Here is a 20,056-nt window from a genome sequence, read left to right on the forward strand (position 1 = left end):
ATGATCCAAGCTGATCTTACTGTAATCCTGCCAGAGATCGTTCTGGCGCTTTACGCCATGGCTGCGCTGATTGGCGCGGTCTACACCACCAAGGACAAGCTGGCGGCCCCGCTGGTCTGGAGCACGGCAGCACTGATGGCCGCGGTGGCATTCTGGATCGCCTCCAGCCCTGCGGGCACTCAGACCGCCTTTGGCGGCATGTTCATCGACGACGGCTTCTCGCGCTTTGCCAAAGTGGCGCTGCTTCTGGGCGCCGCTGCGGTGCTGCTGGTCGGGCAGGACTATATGGCCCGCCGCGGAATGCTGCGGTTCGAATACCCGATTCTGGTGGCACTGGCCGCCGTCGGCATGATGATGATGGTTTCCGCGGGCAACCTGATGTCCCTCTATATGGGGCTGGAGCTGCAGTCGCTGTCGCTTTACGTCGTCGCCGCCATGCGCCGCGACAGCGTCAAGTCGACCGAGGCGGGCCTCAAGTACTTCGTGCTGGGCGCGCTGTCCTCCGGCCTGCTGCTCTATGGCGCCTCGCTGGTCTACGGCTTTGCCGGCACCACCCAGTTCGCAGGCATCATCCAGGTGGCCGAGCAGGGCCATATGTCCATCGGCATGCTGTTCGGCCTGGTGTTCATGATCTCGGGTCTTGCGTTCAAGGTCTCGGCGGTGCCCTTCCACATGTGGACCCCGGACGTCTATGAAGGCTCGCCGACCCCGGTCACCGCCTTCTTTGCCACCGCGCCCAAGGTTGCGGCTATGGGCCTGTTTGCCCGCGTGCTGCACGACGCCTTCGGCGGCGCCATTGCCGACTGGCAGCAGATCATCGTGGTGCTGTCGGTGCTGTCGATGTTCCTGGGCGCCATCGCGGCGATCGGCCAGCGCGACATCAAACGCCTGATGGCGTTCTCTTCGATCGCCCATATGGGGTATGCGATGATCGGCCTGGCAGCGGGTACCGAAGCGGGCATCACCGCGATGCTGGTGTATCTCGCGATCTACGTCACCATGAACATCGGCACCTTCTCCTTCATCCTGATGCTGGAAAAGGATGGCAAGCCCGTCACCGACATCCTGGCCCTGAACCAGTTCGCCGCGCGCGAGCCGGGCAAGGCGCTGGCGGTGCTGATCCTGATGTTCTCGCTGGCCGGCGTGCCGCCGATGCTGGGCTTCTTTGCCAAGCTGGGCGTTTGGAAAGCCGGCGTCGACGCGGGCCTGATGGGGCTGGTCGTGGCCTCCGCAATCGCCTCGGTCATCGGTGCATTCTATTACATCCGGATTGTCTTCTACATGTACTTCGGCACTGGCGAGGACGATGTGGAGGCGAAGGGCTCGCCGGTGCTGACCGTAGCGCTGATGGCCTCAGCCGCGATGATGCTGGTCGGGCTGGTCTATCAGTTCGGTATCGACACTGCGGCGGCTGCTGCTGCAGCAACCCTTGTAAATTGATCTGCTTTTCAGGCAGGCTGAAAAGGCCCGGTCACGCGACCGGGCCTTTTCGCACTTTCGAGGAGCGCAGATGAGCTGGCCAGCAGGATATGGAAAACGGGTGCTTGCCGAGGTGGACAGCACCCTCAATGAGGCCGCCCGCATCGCCGGGGAACTGGCGGGGCCGGAGTGGATCCTGGCCCTGCGCCAGACGCAAGGAAGGGGCCGCCGCGGCCGCGACTGGAAAGACCCCAAGGGCAATTTCGCCGCCACCCTGGTAATGCGGCCTGAGGGCGCGCCGGACCTGGCGGCGCTGCGCAGCTTTGTCGCCGCATTGGCTGTTTACGACGCCTGCGTCGCGGTCACGGGCCGCAGCGAGGGCCTGTCGCTGAAGTGGCCCAACGACGTGCTGCTGAAGGGCGGCAAGCTGGCTGGCATTCTTTTGGAAAGCGCGGGCAACGGGCAGGGAGTCACCCACCTGTTTGTCGGCATCGGTGTGAACCTGGTGGAGACCCCGATGCAGGAATGGCTGGAACCCGGCGCGGTCTACCCGGTGTCGCTGCTGTCGGAGACCGGTGTGCAGGTCACGCCGGAAGAATTCCTGGAGGCCGTGGCCGAGGCGTTTGCCCGGTACGAGCAGCAGTTCGCGACCTATGGCTTTGAGCCGATCCGCACCGAATGGCTGGCCCGCGCAGCCAAGCTGGGCGAGGTGATTACTGCCAAGACCGCGTCGTCAGAAACCGAGGGCACCTTTGAAACGGTGGACGCCAGCGGCAACCTTGTCCTAAACACCGCCAAGGGCCGCGTCAGCATTCCCGCGGCGGATATCTATTTCTAGGAAGGGGCAGCAATGCTTCTGGCAGTCGACTGCGGCAACACCAATACCGTTTTCTCGATCTACGACGGGGAGAAGTTCGTCGGCATGTGGCGCACTGCCACCGACTGGCAGCGCACGGCTGATCAGTATTACGTCTGGCTGAACACGCTGATGCGGCTGCAGGGGATCGAGGCGGATATCACCGACATGATCATCTCCTCTACCGTGCCGCGCGTGGTGTTCAATCTGCGTGTGCTGGCGGACCGCTATTTCAACACGCGGCCCCTGGTGGTGGGCAAACCCGAATGCCTTCTGCCCGTCGCAGTGCGGGTGGACGAAGGCACAGCCGTCGGCCCCGACCGGCTGGTCAACACGGTCTCCGGTTTCGATGCCCATGGCGGCAATCTGATCGTGGTGGACTTCGGCACCGCAACCACCTTTGACGTGGTGGCAGAGGACGGCGCCTATGTTGGCGGGGTGATCGCACCGGGCGTGAACCTCAGCCTGGAGGCGCTGCACCAGGCCGCCGCGGCGCTGCCCCATGTGGATATATCCAAACCTGAAAATGTCATCGGCACCAACACTGTGGCCTGCATGCAGTCCGGCGTGTTCTGGGGCTATGTCGGCCTCGTCCGCGAAATCTGCACCCGCATCAAGGCAGAGCGCGGCGTGCCCATGAAAGTGATCTCGACAGGCGGGCTGGCGCCTTTGTTCCAGCAATCTGCCGATCTGTTCGACGCATATGAGGACGATCTCACCATGCATGGGCTGCAGATCATCCATAAATACAACAAGGAAAATGGTACTGACGCATGAGCAGTGAAAGATTGATCTACCTGCCCCTCGGCGGGGCGGGTGAAATTGGCATGAACGCCTATGTCTATGGCTATGGCCCGCAGGGCCAGGAACGGCTGGTCCTGGTTGACCTGGGCGTGACCTTCCCCGACATGGACACAACCCCGGGCGTGGACCTGATCATGCCGGATATGACTTGGCTCAAGGACCGCGCCGACAGGCTGGAGGGGATTTTCATCACCCACGGGCACGAGGACCACATCGGCGCCATCGCCCACATGTACGCGCATCTGAACGTGCCGGTCTACGCCCGCGCCTTTACCGCCAATCTGGCGCGCCGCAAGATGGAGGAGGCTGGCCACGATCCGGCCAATGTGCACACCGTGCAGGCCTGGCCCGAGGTGACCAAGCTCGGGCCCTTCACCATCGGTGTTGCGCCCATGAGCCACTCGATCCCGGAGAGCGGCGGACTGGTGATCGACAGCCCGGCAGGGCGGGTGGTGCATACCGGCGACTTCAAGCTTGACCCCAATCCGCTGGTGGGGGAGCCCTTTGACCCGGAGATGTGGTCAGAGATCGCCAAGGACGGCGTCCAGGCGCTGGTCTGCGATTCCACCAACGTGTTCTCGCAGCATCCGGGCCGCTCCGAAGCGGAACTGCCGGAGGAAATCACCAAGCTGTTCTCCGAGGCCAAGGGGCTGGTCGCAGCCACCACATTCGCCTCCAATGTCGCACGGGTGAAGACCCTCGCGGAGGCGGGGGTAAAGGCGGGCCGCTCCGTGGTCCTGCTGGGCCGTGCCATGCGCCGGATGATCGAGGCGGCGGTGGAGACCGGCGTTCTGGTGGACTTCCCCAAGACGATCAGCCCCGAAGACGCCGGCAATGTGCCGCGCGACAACCTGATGCTGATCACCACCGGCAGCCAGGGCGAGCGCCGCGCCGCCACCGCGCAGCTGGCGCGCGGCAAGTACCGCGGGCTGGAGCTGAAGGAGGGCGATTTGTTCCTGTTCTCCTCCAAAACCATTCCGGGCAATGAGAAGGGTGTTATCCGCATCATCAACCAATTCTCGGAAATGGGCGTGGATGTGGTCGACGACAGTTCCGGCCTCTACCACGTTTCGGGTCATGCCAACCGCCCGGACCTGGAGGAGATCCACAGACTGCTGAAGCCCAAGATGCTGATCCCGATGCATGGCGAGCACCGCCACCTGCGTCAGCACGCCCGCCTGGGCGAGGAAAAGGGCATTGCCAGCGCCGTTGTGGTGAACGGCATGATGATGGACCTGACCGGCGATGCGCCGAAGGTGACCGAGTGGATCGAAACCGGGCGCACCTATCTGGACGGCACCGTCAAATACGGCGCCATGGACGGCATTGTCCGCGACCGCATCCGCATGGCGCTGAATGGCCATGTGGTGGTTACTGTGATCCTCGATGAAGAGGACGAGCCGCTGGGCGAGCCCTGGTGCGACGTCAAGGGCCTGCCCGAGACCGGCAGCTCCAAGGCCGCCCTGGTGGACGTGATGGAGGAAGACCTGAACCAGTTCCTGATGCGCGCCGGGGCCAAGACCCTGCGCGATGACGACAAGCTGGAGCAGGAACTGCGCCGCATCGCCCGCCAGAGCGCTTTCAGCGAAATCGGCAAGAAGCCAGAGGTCACGGTGGTGGTCAGCCGCATGCGCTGATCTTTTGGGGCAGGGCGGTTCTCCCGCCCGGCCCAAGCCGCATCAAAAATGCAGCAGGTCCCGTTGGGCCGAGCGCCGCGCGCCCTGACGGGCCCGCAGCGCTGTTGCGTCCGGCGGCCGCCCGATTAGACTGCCTCAGCAAGTGTTTTCGAGGTGCGGATATCATGACGCGCAACAGAGCGATCCAGCATCCCAGCTGCAGGGTGCCCATCCTGACCTGGTGGGAAGGGATCTATGACCAGGTGTTCGTCGCGCTGCATCCCTTTTACCGGATCCGGAAAGCGGAGATGTTGGTCTCTCGCGCTGGCAGCGAAATCTATGAAGGCGTCCTTCCTTGCGAAGACCGGCCGGAGAATTTCGGTGACAGGATTAAGTCACGCGGAGACGCGGTTTCCTGGGCGGAGGTTCATCAGTCTGTCGCGCCGGACCTGCCCTGAAGTGACGTTTACCTGGCGATCTGGCTGCTGGCCTGTATCGGCTATCAGAACCGTGCCGGCATTGATCTGCAGAAGCGGCTGGCCGCCTACTGCCAGGAAAACCGGCTGTACCTGCCTGAGGACGACGGGCTGCCCGCCATACTGGAGCCCGTTGTGCAGGAGTTCCTCTCCTGTTTCGGCTGCCGGCATGTCACAGCCTGGGATGAGTTCAGGCACTACAGCGACACGGTGCCGCTTTCGGTATTCAGAAAGGCTGAGCCCTGCTACTTGCTGCCGCAAAGCGTCACAAGTTCAGCCGTTTGGGGGCTGTATCTCCCGGATCCCGGCGTCCTGATGACCTGGGGCTTCGACGGCACCGAGGCCATTATTGCCATGACAAGCAGGGCGCTCGAAATCGCCAAGCCTGAGAATTTTTTTGAAGGCTGGTACGCGGATGCAGGGACCTATGAGGACGTGTTCAATCCCGTTGAATTCCTGAACCGGGAGCAGTGACACAGGCTGCCAAAAGGAAACGCCGCGGCCCCTTGGGGCGCGCGGCGTTTTCATATTTCTGCTGCTGCCGGGAACCGGCGGGCGCCTCAGCCGTGCAGCGGACGGGCGCAGCTGGGGCAGGAGACCACCTTGCGCGGGGCGCGGAACAGGGCGCGGAACAGGCTGCGCATCATGTTGGCAAAGGCCTCTGCGCGCAGCTCGTGGGCGCGGGCCTCGATGGCCTGGAAATGGGAAATGGTCAGGGTTTGGGTGTCTTTGGTGTTCATGGCTCAGCCCATCATCAATGGCGCGTTTCAGTGTTGCGTTTCCTATACGCCCGTTGCCGCGGGCTGACACTGGCCAAGTTCGAAGACCCGGTATGCTGCAAGTGCAAAGGTCCTCATGCTGCATCTGCATGGCCGCAGCCGCAGGCGCCGCAAATATAAAGGCCGCCCCAAAAGGAGCGGCCCCGAAATATTCTGTGGCGCTGGTCAGCTGGCGCGGCGTTCGGCAAAGCTGAGCGCGATGAAGCTCGGCAGGTGGTCGCCCATGCCAACCACGGCCTTGTCGTCGCGCTTGCCGTATTTCCCGCGCGACGAGGAGCGCTCGGGCTTCTGCGCGGGCTTGTCCTCCTTGCGGGGTGCGCGCGCCTCAGCATCTGCCTTGGCCTCCGGCTTGGCGCTCTCCGGCTTGGCAGTGTCCGGCTTGGCGGAGCGGGACGGCTTTTCCCGTTTGGGCTCCGTTTTCACCGGGTTCTCCAGACGGGTGATTTCCTTCTGGATCAGCTTCTCCACTGCATCCAGCGCCTTTTCGTCGCGCGGCGTGCAGATGGTGATTGCCTTGCCCTCGCGGCCGGCACGGCCGGTGCGGCCGATGCGGTGGACATAGTCCTCGGCATGGCCCGGGACGTCGAAATTGAACACATGGCTGACGCTGGGCACGTCCAAACCGCGGGCGGCCACATCCGAAGCCACCAGGATGCGCAACGCTCCGTCACGGAAGGAGTCCAGCGTTTTGGTCCGCTGGCTCTGGTCCAGGTCGCCGTGAATGGCAGCGGCGTCATAGCCGTATTTCTTCAGCGATTTCGCGCAGATATCCACGTCCGTCTTGCGGTTGCAGAAGATGATGCCGTTGGTCAGCTTGTCGCCCTCGCCGTCGATCAGCGCGCGAAGGACCGTGCGCTTTTCGCTGCCCTCGCGGTCGCGGCGCGACGGTTTGACCTGCACCACTGCCTGTTCGATGGTCTCCGACGCGGTGGCCTGGCGGGCCACTTCGATGCGGGCCGGACCCGACAGGAAGGTATTGGTAATCCGCTCGATCTCCGGCGCCATGGTGGCGGAGAAGAACAGCGTCTGGCGGGTGAACGGCGTCAGCGAGAAGATGCGTTCGATATCCGGAATGAAGCCCATGTCGAGCATCCGGTCGGCCTCGTCCACCACCATGATCTGCACGCCGGTGAGCAGCAGCTTGCCGCGCTCGAAATGGTCCAGCAGGCGGCCCGGGGTGGCGATCAGCACGTCGACGCCCTTGTCGATCAGCGCGTCCTGCTCCTTGAAGGACACACCGCCGATGAGCAGCGCCTTGGTGAGCTTCACATGCTTGGCATAGGTGTCGAAGTTTTCCGCCACCTGGGCGGCCAGCTCACGGGTCGGGCACAGCACCAGGCTGCGCGGCATCCGGGCGCGGGCGCGGCCACGGGCCAGCAGGGTGATCATCGGCAGCGTGAACGACGCGGTCTTGCCAGTGCCGGTCTGGGCGATTCCCAGAACATCGCGCCCTTCCAGCGCGGGCGGGATCGCACCGGCCTGGATCGGCGTGGGGGTTTCGTAACCAGCTTCCTCAATAGCTTTGAGGACCTTGGGATTCAGGTTCAGATCGGTAAATTTTGTCATCTGTGTCCGTCATTGCGGACACTGACCTGGCCCGCGCGTGTGTGTTCCAGCCGGATCCGCAAAGGTCATGCGGGATGGCAGCTTCCGGCTCGCTGCGGGGCATATCAAAATCCCGGGCCATCGTCAATTAATGCCGGATTTTCCAGTATTTTTGCCTGCTGGCTATGCAGAAAGGAAACAAATCACCCGGAATCCGGGAAGTGTCCAGGGCAATTGCGGTGCTGCGGCCGGGCCGGCGAATCTGCTGGCGGCCGCAGAAGGATGCAAGGAAGAACGCCCGGAAGGCCGGGCGTTCTTGTCAGACCATCATTTCCTTGGTCGCGGTCAGGTGCAGGTCGGGATAATCCCGCACCACCCGGTCGATATCCCACTGCAGCCGCGTCAGATAGACGATGTCACCATCGTGGTCATGGGCGATGTGCTGCTTGTTGGCGTTGGTGAACTTGTCCACCGCCGCCTTGTCGCCGCTGACCCAGCGGGCCGAGGTGAACTGGCTCGCTTCAAACCGCACCGGCAGGCCGTATTCCATCTCGATCCGGGAGGCGAGTACCTCAAACTGCAGCTGCCCGACGACACCAACGATGAATCCGGAGCCGATCGAGGGTTTGAACACCTTGGCCGCGCCTTCCTCGGCAAACTGCATCAGCGCCTTTTCCAGATGCTTGGCCTTCATCGGGTCGCCGGCGCGCACGCCTTGCAGCAATTCCGGCGCAAACGACGGGATGCCGGTCACCCGGATCGCCTCTCCCTCGGTCAGCGTGTCGCCGATGCGCAGCTGGCCGTGGTTGGGGATGCCGATGATGTCGCCGGCCCAGGCTTCTTCCGCCAGTTCCCGGTCGGAGGCCAGGAACAGCACCGGGTTGGACACCGCCATCGGCTTTTTGGTGCGCACATGGGTCAGTTTCATGCCGCGCTTGAAGTGGCCGCTTGCCATCCGCACAAACGCCACCCGGTCGCGGTGCTTGGGGTCCATATTGGCTTGAACTTTAAAGACAAATCCGGCGACCTTCTTTTCCTCCGGGCTGACCTGACGGGGCTCGGCGGATTGGGGCTGCGGCTCGGGGCCGTATTTGCCGATGCCGTCCATCAGTTCCTTGACGCCGAAGGAGTTGATGGCGGAGCCGAACCAGATCGGCGTCATGTGGCCCTCAAGCACCGATTGCGGGTCCAGGGCGGGCAGCAGCTCGCGCGCCATCTCAACCTCTTCCAAGAGCTTTTCCAGAAGATGCTCCGGCACATGCTCGGCCAGCTTGGGGTCGTCCAGGCCGTTGATCTCGATGCTTTCCGCCACCTTGTTGCGGTCGGCGCGGTCCATCAGCTCCAGCCGGTCGCGCAGCATGTCGTAGCAGCCGATGAAATCGCGGCCCACCCCGATAGGCCAGCTGGCGGGGGTCACGTCGATCGCCAGCATTTCTTGGATTTCGTCAATAATTTCAAAGGTGTCCCGGCTCTCGCGGTCCATCTTGTTACAGAAGGTCAGGATCGGCAGGTCGCGCAGGCGGCAGACCTCGAACAGCTTCTGGGTCTGGCTTTCCACACCTTTGGCGCCGTCTATCACCATCACCGCCGCATCCACCGCCGTCAGGGTGCGGTAGGTGTCCTCGGAAAAGTCCGAGTGGCCGGGCGTGTCTACCAGATTGAAGCGGAAGCCGCTGAAATCAAAAGACATCGCCGAGGCGGAGACGGAGATCCCGCGGTCCTTCTCCATCTGCATGAAGTCCGAGCGCGTGCGCCGCGCCTCACCCTTGGCGCGCACCTGTCCGGCCATCTGAATCGCGCCGCCGTACAGCAGGAACTTTTCAGTCAGCGTGGTCTTGCCGGCGTCCGGGTGCGAGATGATCGCAAAGGTCCGGCGCCGCGCTATTTCGGGCGGCAGTTCGGGGCGGTTTGCAGCGGTGTCCAACATGCGGGTGGCTGTATCCACAAACCGCGAAAGAGGCAAGGAAAACGGCTGTCCCCGTATCCTGGCCGCTGGACAGGACCGAATTCTGTCTTGCCTGTATTTTGCTAACGCTTTTTCTGTAACGTTTACGCTAGGCCTGTGTGGTACAGGAACTTATAGACTTATCCGTTTTAGGACCGGCACGTGCAACTGGGTGAATTCTCCGATCATTTTGAAATTCTGGACGCAGTTGAACTTGCCGTGATCGTCCTGGAGGTGGGCAAAGACGGGTTGCCGCGCTATGTCGCCATGAATACTAAGTCGCGGCAGTTCACTAAGTTCAAGTACAGTGATTACGCAGGCAAGACGGCGCTTGAGCTTTATGGCGGGGCGACCGGCCGCCGCGCCTTGAACCATCATTTGGCAGTCATCAGCAGCGGCGAGGAGGCGACATATGACATTGTCCTTCCCACGGAGCATAAGGCCAAATACCTCAGCACGACACTGCGGCCGGTGTTTAACAAGGATGGCCGCCTGACTTACTTGGTCGGCTCCTCGTCTGATGTCACATCGGAACGGGAGCGGGACGAGGCCCTGGAGCTCACCAAACTGGCCCTCGATAAGGCCGAGGAGGCGAGCCAGGCCAAGGAGCGGTTTCTGGCCAATATGAGCCATGAAATCAGGACGCCGATGAATGGAATCATCGGAATCTGTGAGTTGCTGAAGGAGACGGAACTGGACGAGCAGCAGCAGCTGTTTGCAGACACGATCTTCAACTCGGCGACTGCGTTGCTCAGTGTCATCAATGACGTGCTCGACTTTTCCAAGATCCAGGCCGACAAGATATCGCTTCACGACGCGCCGTTTTCACTGCTGGAGCTTGTTCAGGATGTTGGAACCCTGCTGTGGGCCAGAGCCGCCTACAAGGGCATTGAACTGCGCACGGATTACCCCGACAACGCACCCCGCGAATTTACCGGCGATGCCAGCAAGATCCGCCAGATTCTGATGAACCTGCTGGGCAACGCGATCAAATTCACCGAAGACGGACATGTGTGCGTCAGCGTCACCTATGATCCCGGGGCCGCAACCTTGCCCCTGCGCATTCAGGTCAGCGACACCGGCATAGGGATTGAGAAAACTCAGCTTAAGTGGATCTTTTCCGCGTTCGAACAGGTCGACCGCCGCGCTGCGCGTGTGATTGAGGGGACCGGCCTGGGGCTGGCGATCACCCGGGCGCTGGTGGAGCGGATGGGGGGCACAATCACCGCATCGTCCATGCCCGGCGAAGGGTCGGTCTTTACGGTGGGCTTGGATCTGCCGCAGCCGGACTGGCGCGCTGCACAACAGGCAAGCACCTCGGCGGCGGTCCGTTCCCAGGCTCACAGGACCGCGCTTAACATTCAATCCGGCATTCCGGTTCCCAGAATGCCGCCAGAGGCGCTTTCGGGCATGCGCATTCTGGTGGCCGAAGACAACAGAACCAACCAGTTGGTTGTTCGCAAGATGCTGAAATCGACCGGTGCCGAGCTTCGTTTCGCCGGAAATGGCCAGATTGCGCTGGATGCCTACAAGGCCGATGGCAGTGACCTGATCCTGATGGACCTGTCCATGCCCGTCCTTGGCGGGCTGGAAGCAACGCGCCTGATACGCGAGCATGAACAGCAAGCTGAGCTGCCGGAATGTCCGATCATTGCACTGACCGCCAACGCGCAACCCAGCGATGTCGAAGCCTGTTTGGCTGCAGGCATGAACGACTTCCTCTCAAAACCGTTCCGCCGGCATGAACTGCTGGAGCGCATTTTGCGGTGACACCCTGATCAGGACTTCAACTTTCGCGGAGCAAATCAGGCGGCGCTTGAAGGCACAGCGGATTGGCAGGCCGGGGCCTCATTGAGCACCTACCGCAACGAAGCCCGCTTCAGCAGCCCCACCGCATCAGGCCGGTCCAAGAGTGACCGGCTCACATCCAGCCCATGGGCGCCGCGCTTGTGGGCGGCGGGCAGGGGGGCGTGCTGGTGTGCTGAGCGCGTGACCCAGATATCCTCCGGCAGCGCGGGGCGGGTGACGGGGTCGAGGAAGGTGCTCTCGGCGGCGATGCCCTCGGCGTAGATGATGTGGTGGCGGTCGAACAGGATTTGGAAGTAATCGGCAAAGCCGCCGTCCAGCACCACCACGCTGTCGCCGTTCACCAGGTCGCGGGCGCGGACCAGGATCTCTGGGGCGCCGGCGCCGATCTCGTCGCTGCGCTGGTAGACCATCAGCCGGTGGGCGGGGCTGACGATCAGGTCGCGGGCGTTGTTCAAGGCGCCCTTGCGGATCAGGACCGGGGCCAGATCGCCGACCGCGCGCAGGGTGGACTGGCCGACCCAGCGCACCTCTTGGATGCCGTCGTCGCGGGTGAGGACGCGGTCGCCGGGGCGCATGTCTTCGATGGGGCGCTGCGCGCCGGTGGACAGCGTGATGCAGGTGCCGCGGGTAAAGGAGACGCAGGCCGACTGCGCCAGCTTGCGCCGGGCAGGCTCGCGCTCAGCCTTGACCAGGGTATAGGGCATCTGCGGCTGCAAGGGGGCGAGCGGCACCAGGTAGATGCCAGCGATGTAGCCTTCGGCGTCGGCCTCCACCATCACCAGGGTTTCGGTGTTGGGGCCGCGGTCGGGCATCAGGGTCAGCAGGCAATCCAGGTGCAGCGCGGCGCCGGGGGTGCCAAGCGCGGAGTTCTCCGCAATGGAGAGGCTGCCGTCGTGATGGGCGGCGATGCCCAGCCGCCGCTGTGCAGAGGCGGCATCGAGCATGTAGACGTCATCCAGCACCAGATCCTCGAGCACGCCCAGCGGGTCGCCTGCATTGGCGCCGCATTCGGCACGGAAATGCTCGGCCAGGCAGGCCTGGACGGAGGTGAGGCTGGCGGTCAAGGTCTGTCCCATGAGCGGCTTTGTGTTTCGTTCCCACTGTGGGCCCGTGCGGGGCGCTGTCCAATAGATTTGCCGCAGAAATGTGGCAGAAAACGGTCCGGAAGAGGCGGATTTTCCGACCAGTTAACGTTTGGGGCAGGGCGCGCGGGGCTGGCTTTCGCGGGGCGGTCAGTGCAAGCTCCGCGCGAACGGTGAAGATTCCCGAGGGAGGACGACAATGGATCTGGGTGTTTCGGGCAAGCGCGCGCTGGTCTGTGCCAGCAGCAAGGGGTTGGGTCTGGGCTGCGCCGAGGCGCTGGCGGAGGCAGGCGTGAACCTGGTGATGAATGCCCGCGGGGCGGAGGCGCTGGAGGCCTCGGCGCAGGCGATCCGTGACGCCTATGGCGTGGATGTGGTGACGGTGGCCGCCGACGTGACCACGCCGGAGGGGCAGCAGCAGGTGCTGGATGCGGCTGAGGGCGTGGACATCCTGGTCACCAATGCGGGCGGGCCGCCGCCGGGCATGTGGACCGATTGGGACCGCGAGGATTTCATCAAGGCGCTGGATGCCAACATGCTGACCCCGATTGCGCTGATCAAGGCGCTGGTGCCGGGCATGATGGAGCGCGGCTGGGGGCGGGTGGTCAATATCACCTCAGTCTCGGTCAAGTCGCCGATCCCGGTGCTGGGGCTGTCGAATGCGGCGCGGGCGGGCCTCACCGGCTATGTCGCGGGCACTGCGCGGCAGGTGGCGGGAAAGGGCGTCATCATCAACAACCTGCAGCCGGGCATTCATGCCACCGACCGGGCAGAGGCGCTGGACGGAGGAGCCGCGAAGGCGCAGGGGATCTCGGTGGAGGACGCCAAGGCGCAGCGTTGTGCCACCATCCCGGCGGGCCGTTACGGCACCCGTCAGGAGTTCGGCGCGACCTGTGCTTTCATGTGCTCGCAGCATGCGGGGTTCATGGTCGGGCAGAACATCCTGCTGGACGGCGGCGCCACCAACACCACGATGTAAGGAGCCGTGCATGGCCAGCGGTTTTTCCCTGAAGGATCAGCTGTTCAACCGCGGCAAGGTCCGCTATCTGGCGGGCCTTTTTTCCGCGGCTGAGACTGGGTTTGATGCTGAAACCTTTGAAGCCCAGGTGATGGCGGAGCTGCCGGCGCTGGAGCTGAAGCAGCGGATCACGCTGATTGCGCAGGTGCTGGCGGATCACTTGCCGGACCCGTTGCCGGAGGCAGCGCCGGTGCTGGTGAAAGCGCTGCCGCCGCCGCTGGACCCGGATAAGACGGATGATGATTTTGGCGATTTCATCTTTGCCCCCTTGGGGGAGTATGTCGCCGCGCGGGGGCTTGAGGCGCACCGGGATCTGTCGCTGGACCTGCTGGAAGAGATCACCCAGCGGTTTTCGATGGAATGGGCGATCCGGCCGTTCCTGAACCGCTGGCCCGCGGAGGTGCTGGAACGGATGAACGACTGGGCCGGACACAGCAGTTATCATGTGCGGCGGCTGGTCAGTGAAGGCACCCGCCCGCGGCTGCCCTGGGGTGAAGCGGTGGGGCTGCAACTGGCAGAGCCGCTGCCGCTTTTGGACCGGCTGCACGGGGACGGCACGCGCTATGTCACCCGCTCGGTAGCCAACCATCTGAATGACATTGCCAAGAAGGATCCGGACCTGGTGGTGGACCGGTTGCAGGGCTGGCGCGAGGCTGGCCAGCAGGACCGCAAGGAGCTGGACTGGATGACCTCCCACGCCCTGCGCGGGCTGGTCAAGGCGGGCCATCCGCGGGCGATGGCGATGCTGGGGTATGACCCGGAACTGATCTTGGATGCGTCTGTCACTGTTCCGGAAGCCGTGCGCATCGGCGAAGCGCTGGATCTCTCCTGTCGGTTGGAAGGCGCTGCCGACGCGCCGGTGCTTGTGGATTATATCCTGCATTTCCAGCGCCCTGGCGGCAAGGCTTCGGCTAAGGTGTTTAAGCTGAAACAGGCACGGATCGCCGGCGGCACGCTGGAGCTTGGAAAGAAGCACAAGCTGAAAGGCGATGCGACGACCTTCAAGCTGGTGCCGGGACCGCACCGGATCGAGCTGATGGTGAACGGCAAGGTACGCGCCGAGGCAGCGTTTGAGCTGCTGCCGGAAGGGTGAGTTAACGTACACACTCCTCGTTCGCCCGGCGGCACGCCGGGCAGCGCCCGTCCGCGGACCGGCACTGTCCTCAGAGCTTTGTATCGCACACTCAATCACACTTGCGTCAGACTTCCCGCCAGCCCGATTGCCCGGGTGCTTGGGGGGCGCTATCCCAATGGTCCGGAACCATCAGGAAAGGCGCCTCCATGAAACATGAAAACGTGCAGACCTATTACGGCGAGGTGCTGCAGGGCAGCGGCGATCTCCAGACCAACGCCTGCTGCACGCCGGACGATGTGCCGGACCATGTGAAGGCGGTTCTATCCAAGATCCATGACGAGGTGCTGACCCGCTATTACGGCTGCGGCCTGATCGCGCCGGAGGCGCTGGAGGGCGCGCGCATCCTTGATCTGGGCTGCGGTGCGGGCCGCGATGTCTATGCGCTGTCGGCGCTGGTGGGGGAGCATGGCAAGGTGGTGGGTGTCGACATGACCCCGGCGCAGCTGGAGGTGGCGCGGCGCCATCAGGACTACCACGCCGAGGCCTTTGGCTATGCCAAGCCGAATGTCGAGTTCCACCACGGCTATATTGAAAAGCTGGAGGAACTGGACCTGGAGCCGGGCTCCTTTGACATCATCGTCTCCAACTGCGTGATCAACCTGGCCACCGACAAGGGCGCTGTGCTGCGCGGCGCGCATCATCTGCTGAAAGAGGGCGGGGAGATGTATTTCTCCGACGTCTACGCCGACCGCCGGGTGCCGCAGGTGATGGCGGAGGATGAGGTGCTCTATGGCGAATGCCTGTCCGGCGCGCTGTATTGGAATGACTTCCTGAGCATCGCCACGGAATCCGGGTTCAAGGACCCGCGGATGGTAACCTCGCGCCTGTTGACCATCGAAAATCCGGTGCTGGAGAAGCGAGTGCAGCCGCTCAAGTTTCTGTCAGCCACCTACCGGCTGTTCAAGCTGCCTGCCTTGGAGCCCGCCTGCGAGGATTACGGCCAGGCGGTGATCTATAAAGGCACAATCGAGCACGCGCCGCATGTGTTTGCACTGGACGACCACCACATCATCGAGGCGGGCAAGGTGTTTCCGGTCTGCGGCAATACATGGATGATGCTGCAGGACACTCGCCTGGCGCCGCATTTCGAGTTCATCGGCTCGTTCGAGACCCACTATGGGATTTTCGAGGGGTGCGGCGGCAATTCGCCTTTCAACGGGCTGGAGCAGAACGGCGCCGCGGCAGGGTGTTGTTAGAACGGTCCATTCGCAATTGAAATCTACCGCCCGGCGGCACCGCCGGGCAGCGTCCGTCCGCCCGCACGGGCGGACGCTTCGCTTCCCCGCCCTCGGACGGACGCCGCCCTCAGCGTGGTTTCTTGACCGTCTGCTGCTTTTCTGACCGCTTGCGGCGGCTGAGCAGGGTTGCTATCCCGGCGTGAACCCAAGCGTTTTCATCGGAAACAGCCCCGAGGCCTCATGAACACTGCCCCCGCCGAGATGCACAGCACCATGGCCCCGCCGCGGCTGGAGATCCGCAATATCCGGCGCTTCTTCGAGGGCCGCGCGGTGGTCGACGATGTCTCATTGCAGATCCAGGCAGGGCAGGTGACCTGCCTTTTGGGGCCCTCGGGCTGCGGCAAGTCCACCACGCTGCGGATGATCGCCGGGGTGGAGATGCAGGACAGCGGCGAGATCTATGTCGATGGCAAACTGATCTGTGACACTGTGTTCCGGGTGCCGCCGGAGCGGCGCAAGATCGGGCTGATGTTCCAGGACTTTGCCCTGTTCCCGCACCTGAGCGTTGCTGACAACGTCGGCTTTGGCCTGAAGGGCAGCAAGGACGAGAAGCGCGCGCGGGTGGAGGAGCTGTTGAACCGGGTGTCGCTCAAGCGCTTTATCGACGGCTACCCGCACCAGCTCTCGGGCGGTGAGCAGCAGCGGGTGGCGCTGGCGCGCGCGATTGCGCCCAGGCCGCGGATCATGCTGATGGATGAGCCGTTCTCGGGCCTTGATAACCGGCTGCGCGACGGCATCCGGGATGAGACGCTGAGCCTCTTGAAGGAAGAGGACGCTGCCGTCCTGCTGGTCACGCATGAGCCGGAAGAGGCGATGCGGATGGCCGACGAGATCGCCCTGATGCGGGGCGGCAAGATCGTGCAGCAGGGCGCGCCTTACAACGTCTATACTCACCCGGTGGACAAGGCGGCGGTGGCGTTCTTCAGCGACGTGAACGTGCTGAAGGCCGAGGTGAACGGCGCCTTGGCGCGCACCGCCTTTGGCGAGTTCCTCGCGCCGGGGGTGGCCGATGGCACCGCGGTGGAGATCGTGTTCCGCCCGCAGCATTTGCGCATCGACTTCGACCGCGGCGGCCAGGGGCCGCTGCCCACTCCCAGCGATGGCGTTGCCGCGCGCGCAGTAGTGGAGCGTGCCCGCTTCCTGGGCAGCGAAAGCCTGGTCGAGTTCCGCATGGACTTCGACGGCTCAGTCCTTAAGGCGACGGTGCCGAATGTCTTCCTGCCGGAAAAGGGCCGGGTGATGTGGCTGACAGTGCGCCGCAACCGCTGTTTCGTCTTTCCCGCCTGAGGTTCAAGGGGCATTCTGCACCCGGTGAAACAGGAGGTGCAGATGCAGGGCAGCTATCAGATCCGGGCGTTGGCGCCTGCGGAAATCGAGACCGCTGTGGACTGGGCCGCGCGCGAAGGCTGGAACCCAGGGCACAGCGATGCGGCATGCTTTGCCAGCGTTGATCCCGAAGGATTCTGGGGCGGCTTCCTGGACGGGCGGATGATCGCCTGCATCTCAGTGGTGAATTACGGGCAGGCGTTTTCGTTCCTCGGCTTCTACATCGTGGCGCCGGAATACCGCGGGCAGGGCTATGGCTATGCGCTGTGGCAGAACGCGCTGGAACATGCCGGGGACCGGGTTGTCGGCCTTGACGGGGTGGTGGATCAGCAAGGGAATTACTGCCGCTCAGGCTTTGAGCTGGCGTACCGCAATATCCGCTTTGGCGGGGTGCCTGCCGGCAGGCCGGAGGCGTCTGCGGATTTTGAACTGTCCCCGCTGAGTGCCCCCACGCCGGAGCTGGAGGCGCTGGACGCCCGCGTTTTCCCGGCACCGCGCCGGGCCTTCTGGCAGCAGTGGCTGGGGGCGGAGGGGCACCACTCCTTTGCCGCGTATCAGGATGGGGACTTTGCCGGGTTCGGCACCCTTCGGCCCTGCGGCAGCGGCTGCAAGATCGGGCCGCTGGTGGCGGCCTCCCGTCCGGCGGCGGAGGCAGTGCTGGCGCGCCTGCTGCAGGAGCTGCCGGCCGGGCAGGAGGTGTTCCTGGATGTGCCGGAACCCCATTCTGCGGCGGTGGACATGGCGCGCGTCCTCGGGCTGGCGCCGGTTTTTGAGACCGCCCGGATGTACCGGGGCGCCGCGCCGCAGCTGGAGACGGACCTGATTTTCGGCGTGACAAGTTTCGAACTCGGCTAGGGGGCGCTCCCCCGCCGCCGCTGGCGGCCCCCCCGGAGTATTTGCACAAAGGTAAACGCCGCCCCAGCACATCGACTGCTGGTGCGGCAGCTGTCAGCGCAACGCGCGCCCGTACCGCAGCAGCAAGTGCGCCATGGTGCAGACGGCCACGATCGCCAGCAGGCCCAGGCCGCGCTCGTACACGCCGTCGATGCCGGTGGGCAGGAAAAAGAACACCGGCGCCGTCAGCGTCCAGATCACTGCAATGGCCCGCAGCATCCGGGTGTAGCCTTGGCCCATCTGACCCGCCGCACCTGCCATCACCCAGGGCGCGACCGCCATCAGCACCCCCAGTGCGTAGACGAGGTAGATGTGGATCACCACGCCCTCGTTGTCGCTGTCGCCGTATTCGTTGCGCGCGCCGACCAGGAAGACAATCAGCCCCATCAGCGCAAAAGCGACGATTCCGAAACTCCAGCCGCGGCCGCCCAGATGCACATGGGAGGCGGCAACAGCGATGGCCACCAGCGCGGCGGAGAAGGCATAGAGCCCCGAATCAACGATGAATTCATAGCGCCCCGCGCCAAGGTCGCTGATCGTGTCCGCGACCCAGTCATGGTCCGGCACGACGAAATCGGCGGCTATCACCGAACCAGCCAGCAGCAAACAGCCGAGGACGGCATAGGCGGCGAGCAGAGTGATCAGGGTGGGGGCGATATGCAGGGTAGGGGGAAGCGGGGATTGGGACATCGGCGCGGGCTCCTGGTGCTGTCAGCATCTCAACGCAGCAGGCAGGCCAAGTGTTCCGCGTCTGCGCGGTGCAAGCCGCGCTGTGTGAGCCCGCCCGGATGTTCCGCGGCGCTGCGTACAGTCCTGAGGCGGACCTGAGACCCGGCGTGAAAGCTATGAGCTGGGACAGGGGGGCGCTGTCCTCGCCGCCTGTGGCGGCTCCCCCGGGATATTTTCGGCCAGAAGAAGAGAGGACCTTAGGAGCCGTATGGATCGTAGTCCTGCAGACGTTTGCCGGGTTCATCCACGAACAGCTCGGGCAGGGCCTGTGCGTTTTCGATCAGGTCGACCCGGAATACCCGGAAATCCTGCCGCGTTTCGCACCACGCGGTCAGGGTCCAGACACGGCCCCAGTATTCCATGTGCAGCGGGCGGATTTTGCGTTCGGTCAGGGTGCCGTCGATGCGGCGGTAGCTCAGCTGCAGCTTCTGGCGGGCTTTGATCGCGGCCCGCAGCGCCGGCATGTGGGCCAGGGCGCGCGCCGCGTCCGCAAACGGGTAGACCGCGAATTTCCAGGCGTCGGCCTCGGCGATGGTTTGCTCCGGCAGCACCGCATCCACCTTGGCCGCCAGCGACTGGGCGGCGGCCTTGAGGTCCGGATCGGCGGCCTCTGCCACGATGGCCATGCCGAGGTTCAGCGCCTCCAGCTCCTCCGGCGTCAGGGTGAGCGGCGGCAGGCTGATCTGCTCGCGCACCATGTAGCCGACGCCGCGCTCACCCTCCACCGGCACGCCGGAGGCCATCAGCGTGTCCATGTCGCGGTAGATGGTGCGGGTGGAAACCTCCAGCCGTTCGGCGATGTCCTGGGCGCGGTGCAGCTTCCCGTCGCGCAGGATCTGGATGATTTCGAAAAGGCGGTCGGTGCGGCGCATGGCCCTAGCCTTCGCGCGGGGGAGGGAGGAGGTCAAGGGCTGCGCCCGCCCGGGAGCGGCGCAGCCCCAAGGGGTCAGGGGGCCATCTGCCACTGAACCTCTTCGTGGCGCATTTGGGTGCTGCCGGGGGCAATCGCCGCCATCACCTCCGGGCTGAAATCCTGCTGCATGAAGTCCTGCGCCACCTTTTGCGCGGTGGCCATGTCCTTCCACACCACGTAGTCGGTCCAGCGGCCATCCGCGCCCTGGCTCAGCTGGCGGGTGACAAAGCCCGCCTGGGCGCGCACAAACCCTTCGGTGCGCTGCATCAGAGCGGTGAAATCCGCCGTGCTGATGCCATCAGCCAGTTTGAAGGTCACGATTTCGGCGACATGTTTGGTCATCACGTTTCTCCTGATTTGCTGTGATGGGCTGGATTTACCGCACCGCAACTGACATAAACCTGTCAGTTGGATGCGGGCGGGCGGCAAAAACTGCCAAATCCGCCCGCTGGGGGGCATTTCTGCACGGCTT

At 63.9% G+C, this 20,056-nt stretch carries 19 protein-coding genes; 12 read left to right on the top strand and 7 right to left on the bottom strand.

Annotation, left to right across the window (positions count from 1 at the left end; translation table 11 throughout):
- The 6 genes from nuoN (at position 1) to CAER_RS0120395 (ending at position 5,645) form a co-directional block, all read left to right on the top strand.
- Positions 1-1,440, top strand: coding sequence for an NADH-quinone oxidoreductase subunit NuoN (nuoN, locus tag CAER_RS0120370; RefSeq protein WP_027237106.1), 1,440 nt, complete (start codon positions 1-3; stop codon positions 1,438-1,440).
- Between the two features lie 70 nt (positions 1,441-1,510).
- Complete coding sequence (locus tag CAER_RS0120375) at positions 1,511-2,257, top strand: biotin--[acetyl-CoA-carboxylase] ligase (protein WP_027237107.1); 747 nt, start codon at positions 1,511-1,513, stop codon at positions 2,255-2,257.
- A 12-nt stretch (positions 2,258-2,269) separates the two neighbouring features.
- On the top strand, positions 2,270-3,052 hold the full coding sequence (locus CAER_RS0120380) for a type III pantothenate kinase (protein WP_027237108.1): 783 nt from the start codon (positions 2,270-2,272) through the stop codon (positions 3,050-3,052).
- Complete coding sequence (locus tag CAER_RS0120385) at positions 3,049-4,716, top strand: ribonuclease J (protein ID WP_027237109.1); 1,668 nt, start codon at positions 3,049-3,051, stop codon at positions 4,714-4,716. The genes CAER_RS0120380 and CAER_RS0120385 overlap by 4 nt, the downstream gene beginning before the upstream one ends.
- A gap of 164 nt (positions 4,717-4,880) precedes the next feature.
- Positions 4,881-5,153: a hypothetical protein gene (locus CAER_RS0120390; RefSeq protein ID WP_027237110.1), complete on the top strand. Its 273-nt coding sequence runs from the start codon at positions 4,881-4,883 to the stop codon at positions 5,151-5,153.
- Positions 5,154-5,420: 267 nt separating this feature from the next.
- Positions 5,421-5,645 carry a hypothetical protein gene (locus CAER_RS0120395; RefSeq protein WP_154667798.1) on the top strand — a complete coding sequence of 75 codons (225 nt, stop codon included), beginning with the start codon at positions 5,421-5,423 and terminating at the stop codon, positions 5,643-5,645.
- 86 nt (positions 5,646-5,731) lie between these two features.
- Here the strand turns inward: CAER_RS0120395 and CAER_RS0120400 are convergent, their stop codons facing one another.
- The 3 genes from CAER_RS0120400 to CAER_RS0120410 all read right to left on the bottom strand — a co-directional run bounded on the left by CAER_RS0120400 (position 5,732) and on the right by CAER_RS0120410 (position 9,422).
- Positions 5,732-5,911, bottom strand: coding sequence for an RSP_7527 family protein (locus CAER_RS0120400; protein WP_027237112.1), 180 nt, complete (start codon positions 5,909-5,911; stop codon positions 5,732-5,734).
- A 204-nt stretch (positions 5,912-6,115) separates the two neighbouring features.
- Positions 6,116-7,516 carry a DEAD/DEAH box helicase gene (locus CAER_RS0120405; protein WP_027237113.1) on the bottom strand — a complete coding sequence of 467 codons (1,401 nt, stop codon included), beginning with the start codon at positions 7,514-7,516 and terminating at the stop codon, positions 6,116-6,118.
- Positions 7,517-7,814: 298 nt separating this feature from the next.
- Positions 7,815-9,422, bottom strand: a complete 1,608-nt coding sequence (locus CAER_RS0120410) for a peptide chain release factor 3 (RefSeq protein WP_027237114.1) — start codon at positions 9,420-9,422, stop codon at positions 7,815-7,817.
- A gap of 180 nt (positions 9,423-9,602) precedes the next feature.
- On the opposite strand from CAER_RS0120410, the gene CAER_RS0120415 reads away from it, so the two are divergent.
- On the top strand, positions 9,603-11,210 hold the full coding sequence (locus tag CAER_RS0120415) for an ATP-binding protein (protein WP_027237115.1): 1,608 nt from the start codon (positions 9,603-9,605) through the stop codon (positions 11,208-11,210).
- Between the two features lie 89 nt (positions 11,211-11,299).
- On the opposite strand, the gene CAER_RS0120420 is transcribed toward CAER_RS0120415, so the two are convergent.
- Positions 11,300-12,325 (bottom strand): Hint domain-containing protein, encoded by a 1,026-nt coding sequence (locus tag CAER_RS0120420; RefSeq protein ID WP_027237116.1) that lies wholly within the window; start codon positions 12,323-12,325, stop codon positions 11,300-11,302.
- 205 nt (positions 12,326-12,530) lie between these two features.
- On the opposite strand from CAER_RS0120420, the gene CAER_RS0120425 reads away from it, so the two are divergent.
- From CAER_RS0120425 to CAER_RS0120445, 5 genes are all read left to right on the top strand, one after another.
- Positions 12,531-13,310, top strand: coding sequence for an SDR family oxidoreductase (locus CAER_RS0120425; protein ID WP_027237117.1), 780 nt, complete (start codon positions 12,531-12,533; stop codon positions 13,308-13,310).
- 10 nt (positions 13,311-13,320) lie between these two features.
- On the top strand, positions 13,321-14,442 hold the full coding sequence (locus CAER_RS0120430) for a hypothetical protein (protein WP_027237118.1): 1,122 nt from the start codon (positions 13,321-13,323) through the stop codon (positions 14,440-14,442).
- A gap of 188 nt (positions 14,443-14,630) precedes the next feature.
- A complete protein-coding gene (locus CAER_RS0120435; RefSeq protein ID WP_027237119.1) occupies positions 14,631-15,680 on the top strand; it encodes a methyltransferase domain-containing protein in 1,050 nt (349 codons plus the stop codon).
- Between the two features lie 222 nt (positions 15,681-15,902).
- Positions 15,903-17,009 carry an ABC transporter ATP-binding protein gene (locus CAER_RS0120440; protein ID WP_027237120.1) on the top strand — a complete coding sequence of 369 codons (1,107 nt, stop codon included), beginning with the start codon at positions 15,903-15,905 and terminating at the stop codon, positions 17,007-17,009.
- A gap of 42 nt (positions 17,010-17,051) precedes the next feature.
- Positions 17,052-17,903 (top strand): GNAT family N-acetyltransferase, encoded by an 852-nt coding sequence (locus CAER_RS0120445; RefSeq protein WP_027237121.1) that lies wholly within the window; start codon positions 17,052-17,054, stop codon positions 17,901-17,903.
- A gap of 93 nt (positions 17,904-17,996) precedes the next feature.
- Here CAER_RS0120445 and CAER_RS0120450 read toward each other — a convergent pair whose 3' ends face one another.
- From CAER_RS0120450 to CAER_RS0120460, 3 genes are all read right to left on the bottom strand, one after another.
- A complete protein-coding gene (locus tag CAER_RS0120450) occupies positions 17,997-18,632 on the bottom strand; it encodes a DUF998 domain-containing protein (protein ID WP_051357819.1) in 636 nt (211 codons plus the stop codon).
- Positions 18,633-18,868: 236 nt separating this feature from the next.
- Positions 18,869-19,543: a helix-turn-helix transcriptional regulator gene (locus CAER_RS0120455; RefSeq protein ID WP_027237123.1), complete on the bottom strand. Its 675-nt coding sequence runs from the start codon at positions 19,541-19,543 to the stop codon at positions 18,869-18,871.
- A gap of 74 nt (positions 19,544-19,617) precedes the next feature.
- Positions 19,618-19,926 (bottom strand): hypothetical protein, encoded by a 309-nt coding sequence (locus CAER_RS0120460; protein ID WP_027237124.1) that lies wholly within the window; start codon positions 19,924-19,926, stop codon positions 19,618-19,620.
- Positions 19,927-20,056: the final 130 nt, after the last annotated feature.

It is taken from the genome of Leisingera caerulea DSM 24564, assembly GCF_000473325.1.
GTDB lineage: Bacteria > Pseudomonadota > Alphaproteobacteria > Rhodobacterales > Rhodobacteraceae > Leisingera > Leisingera caerulea.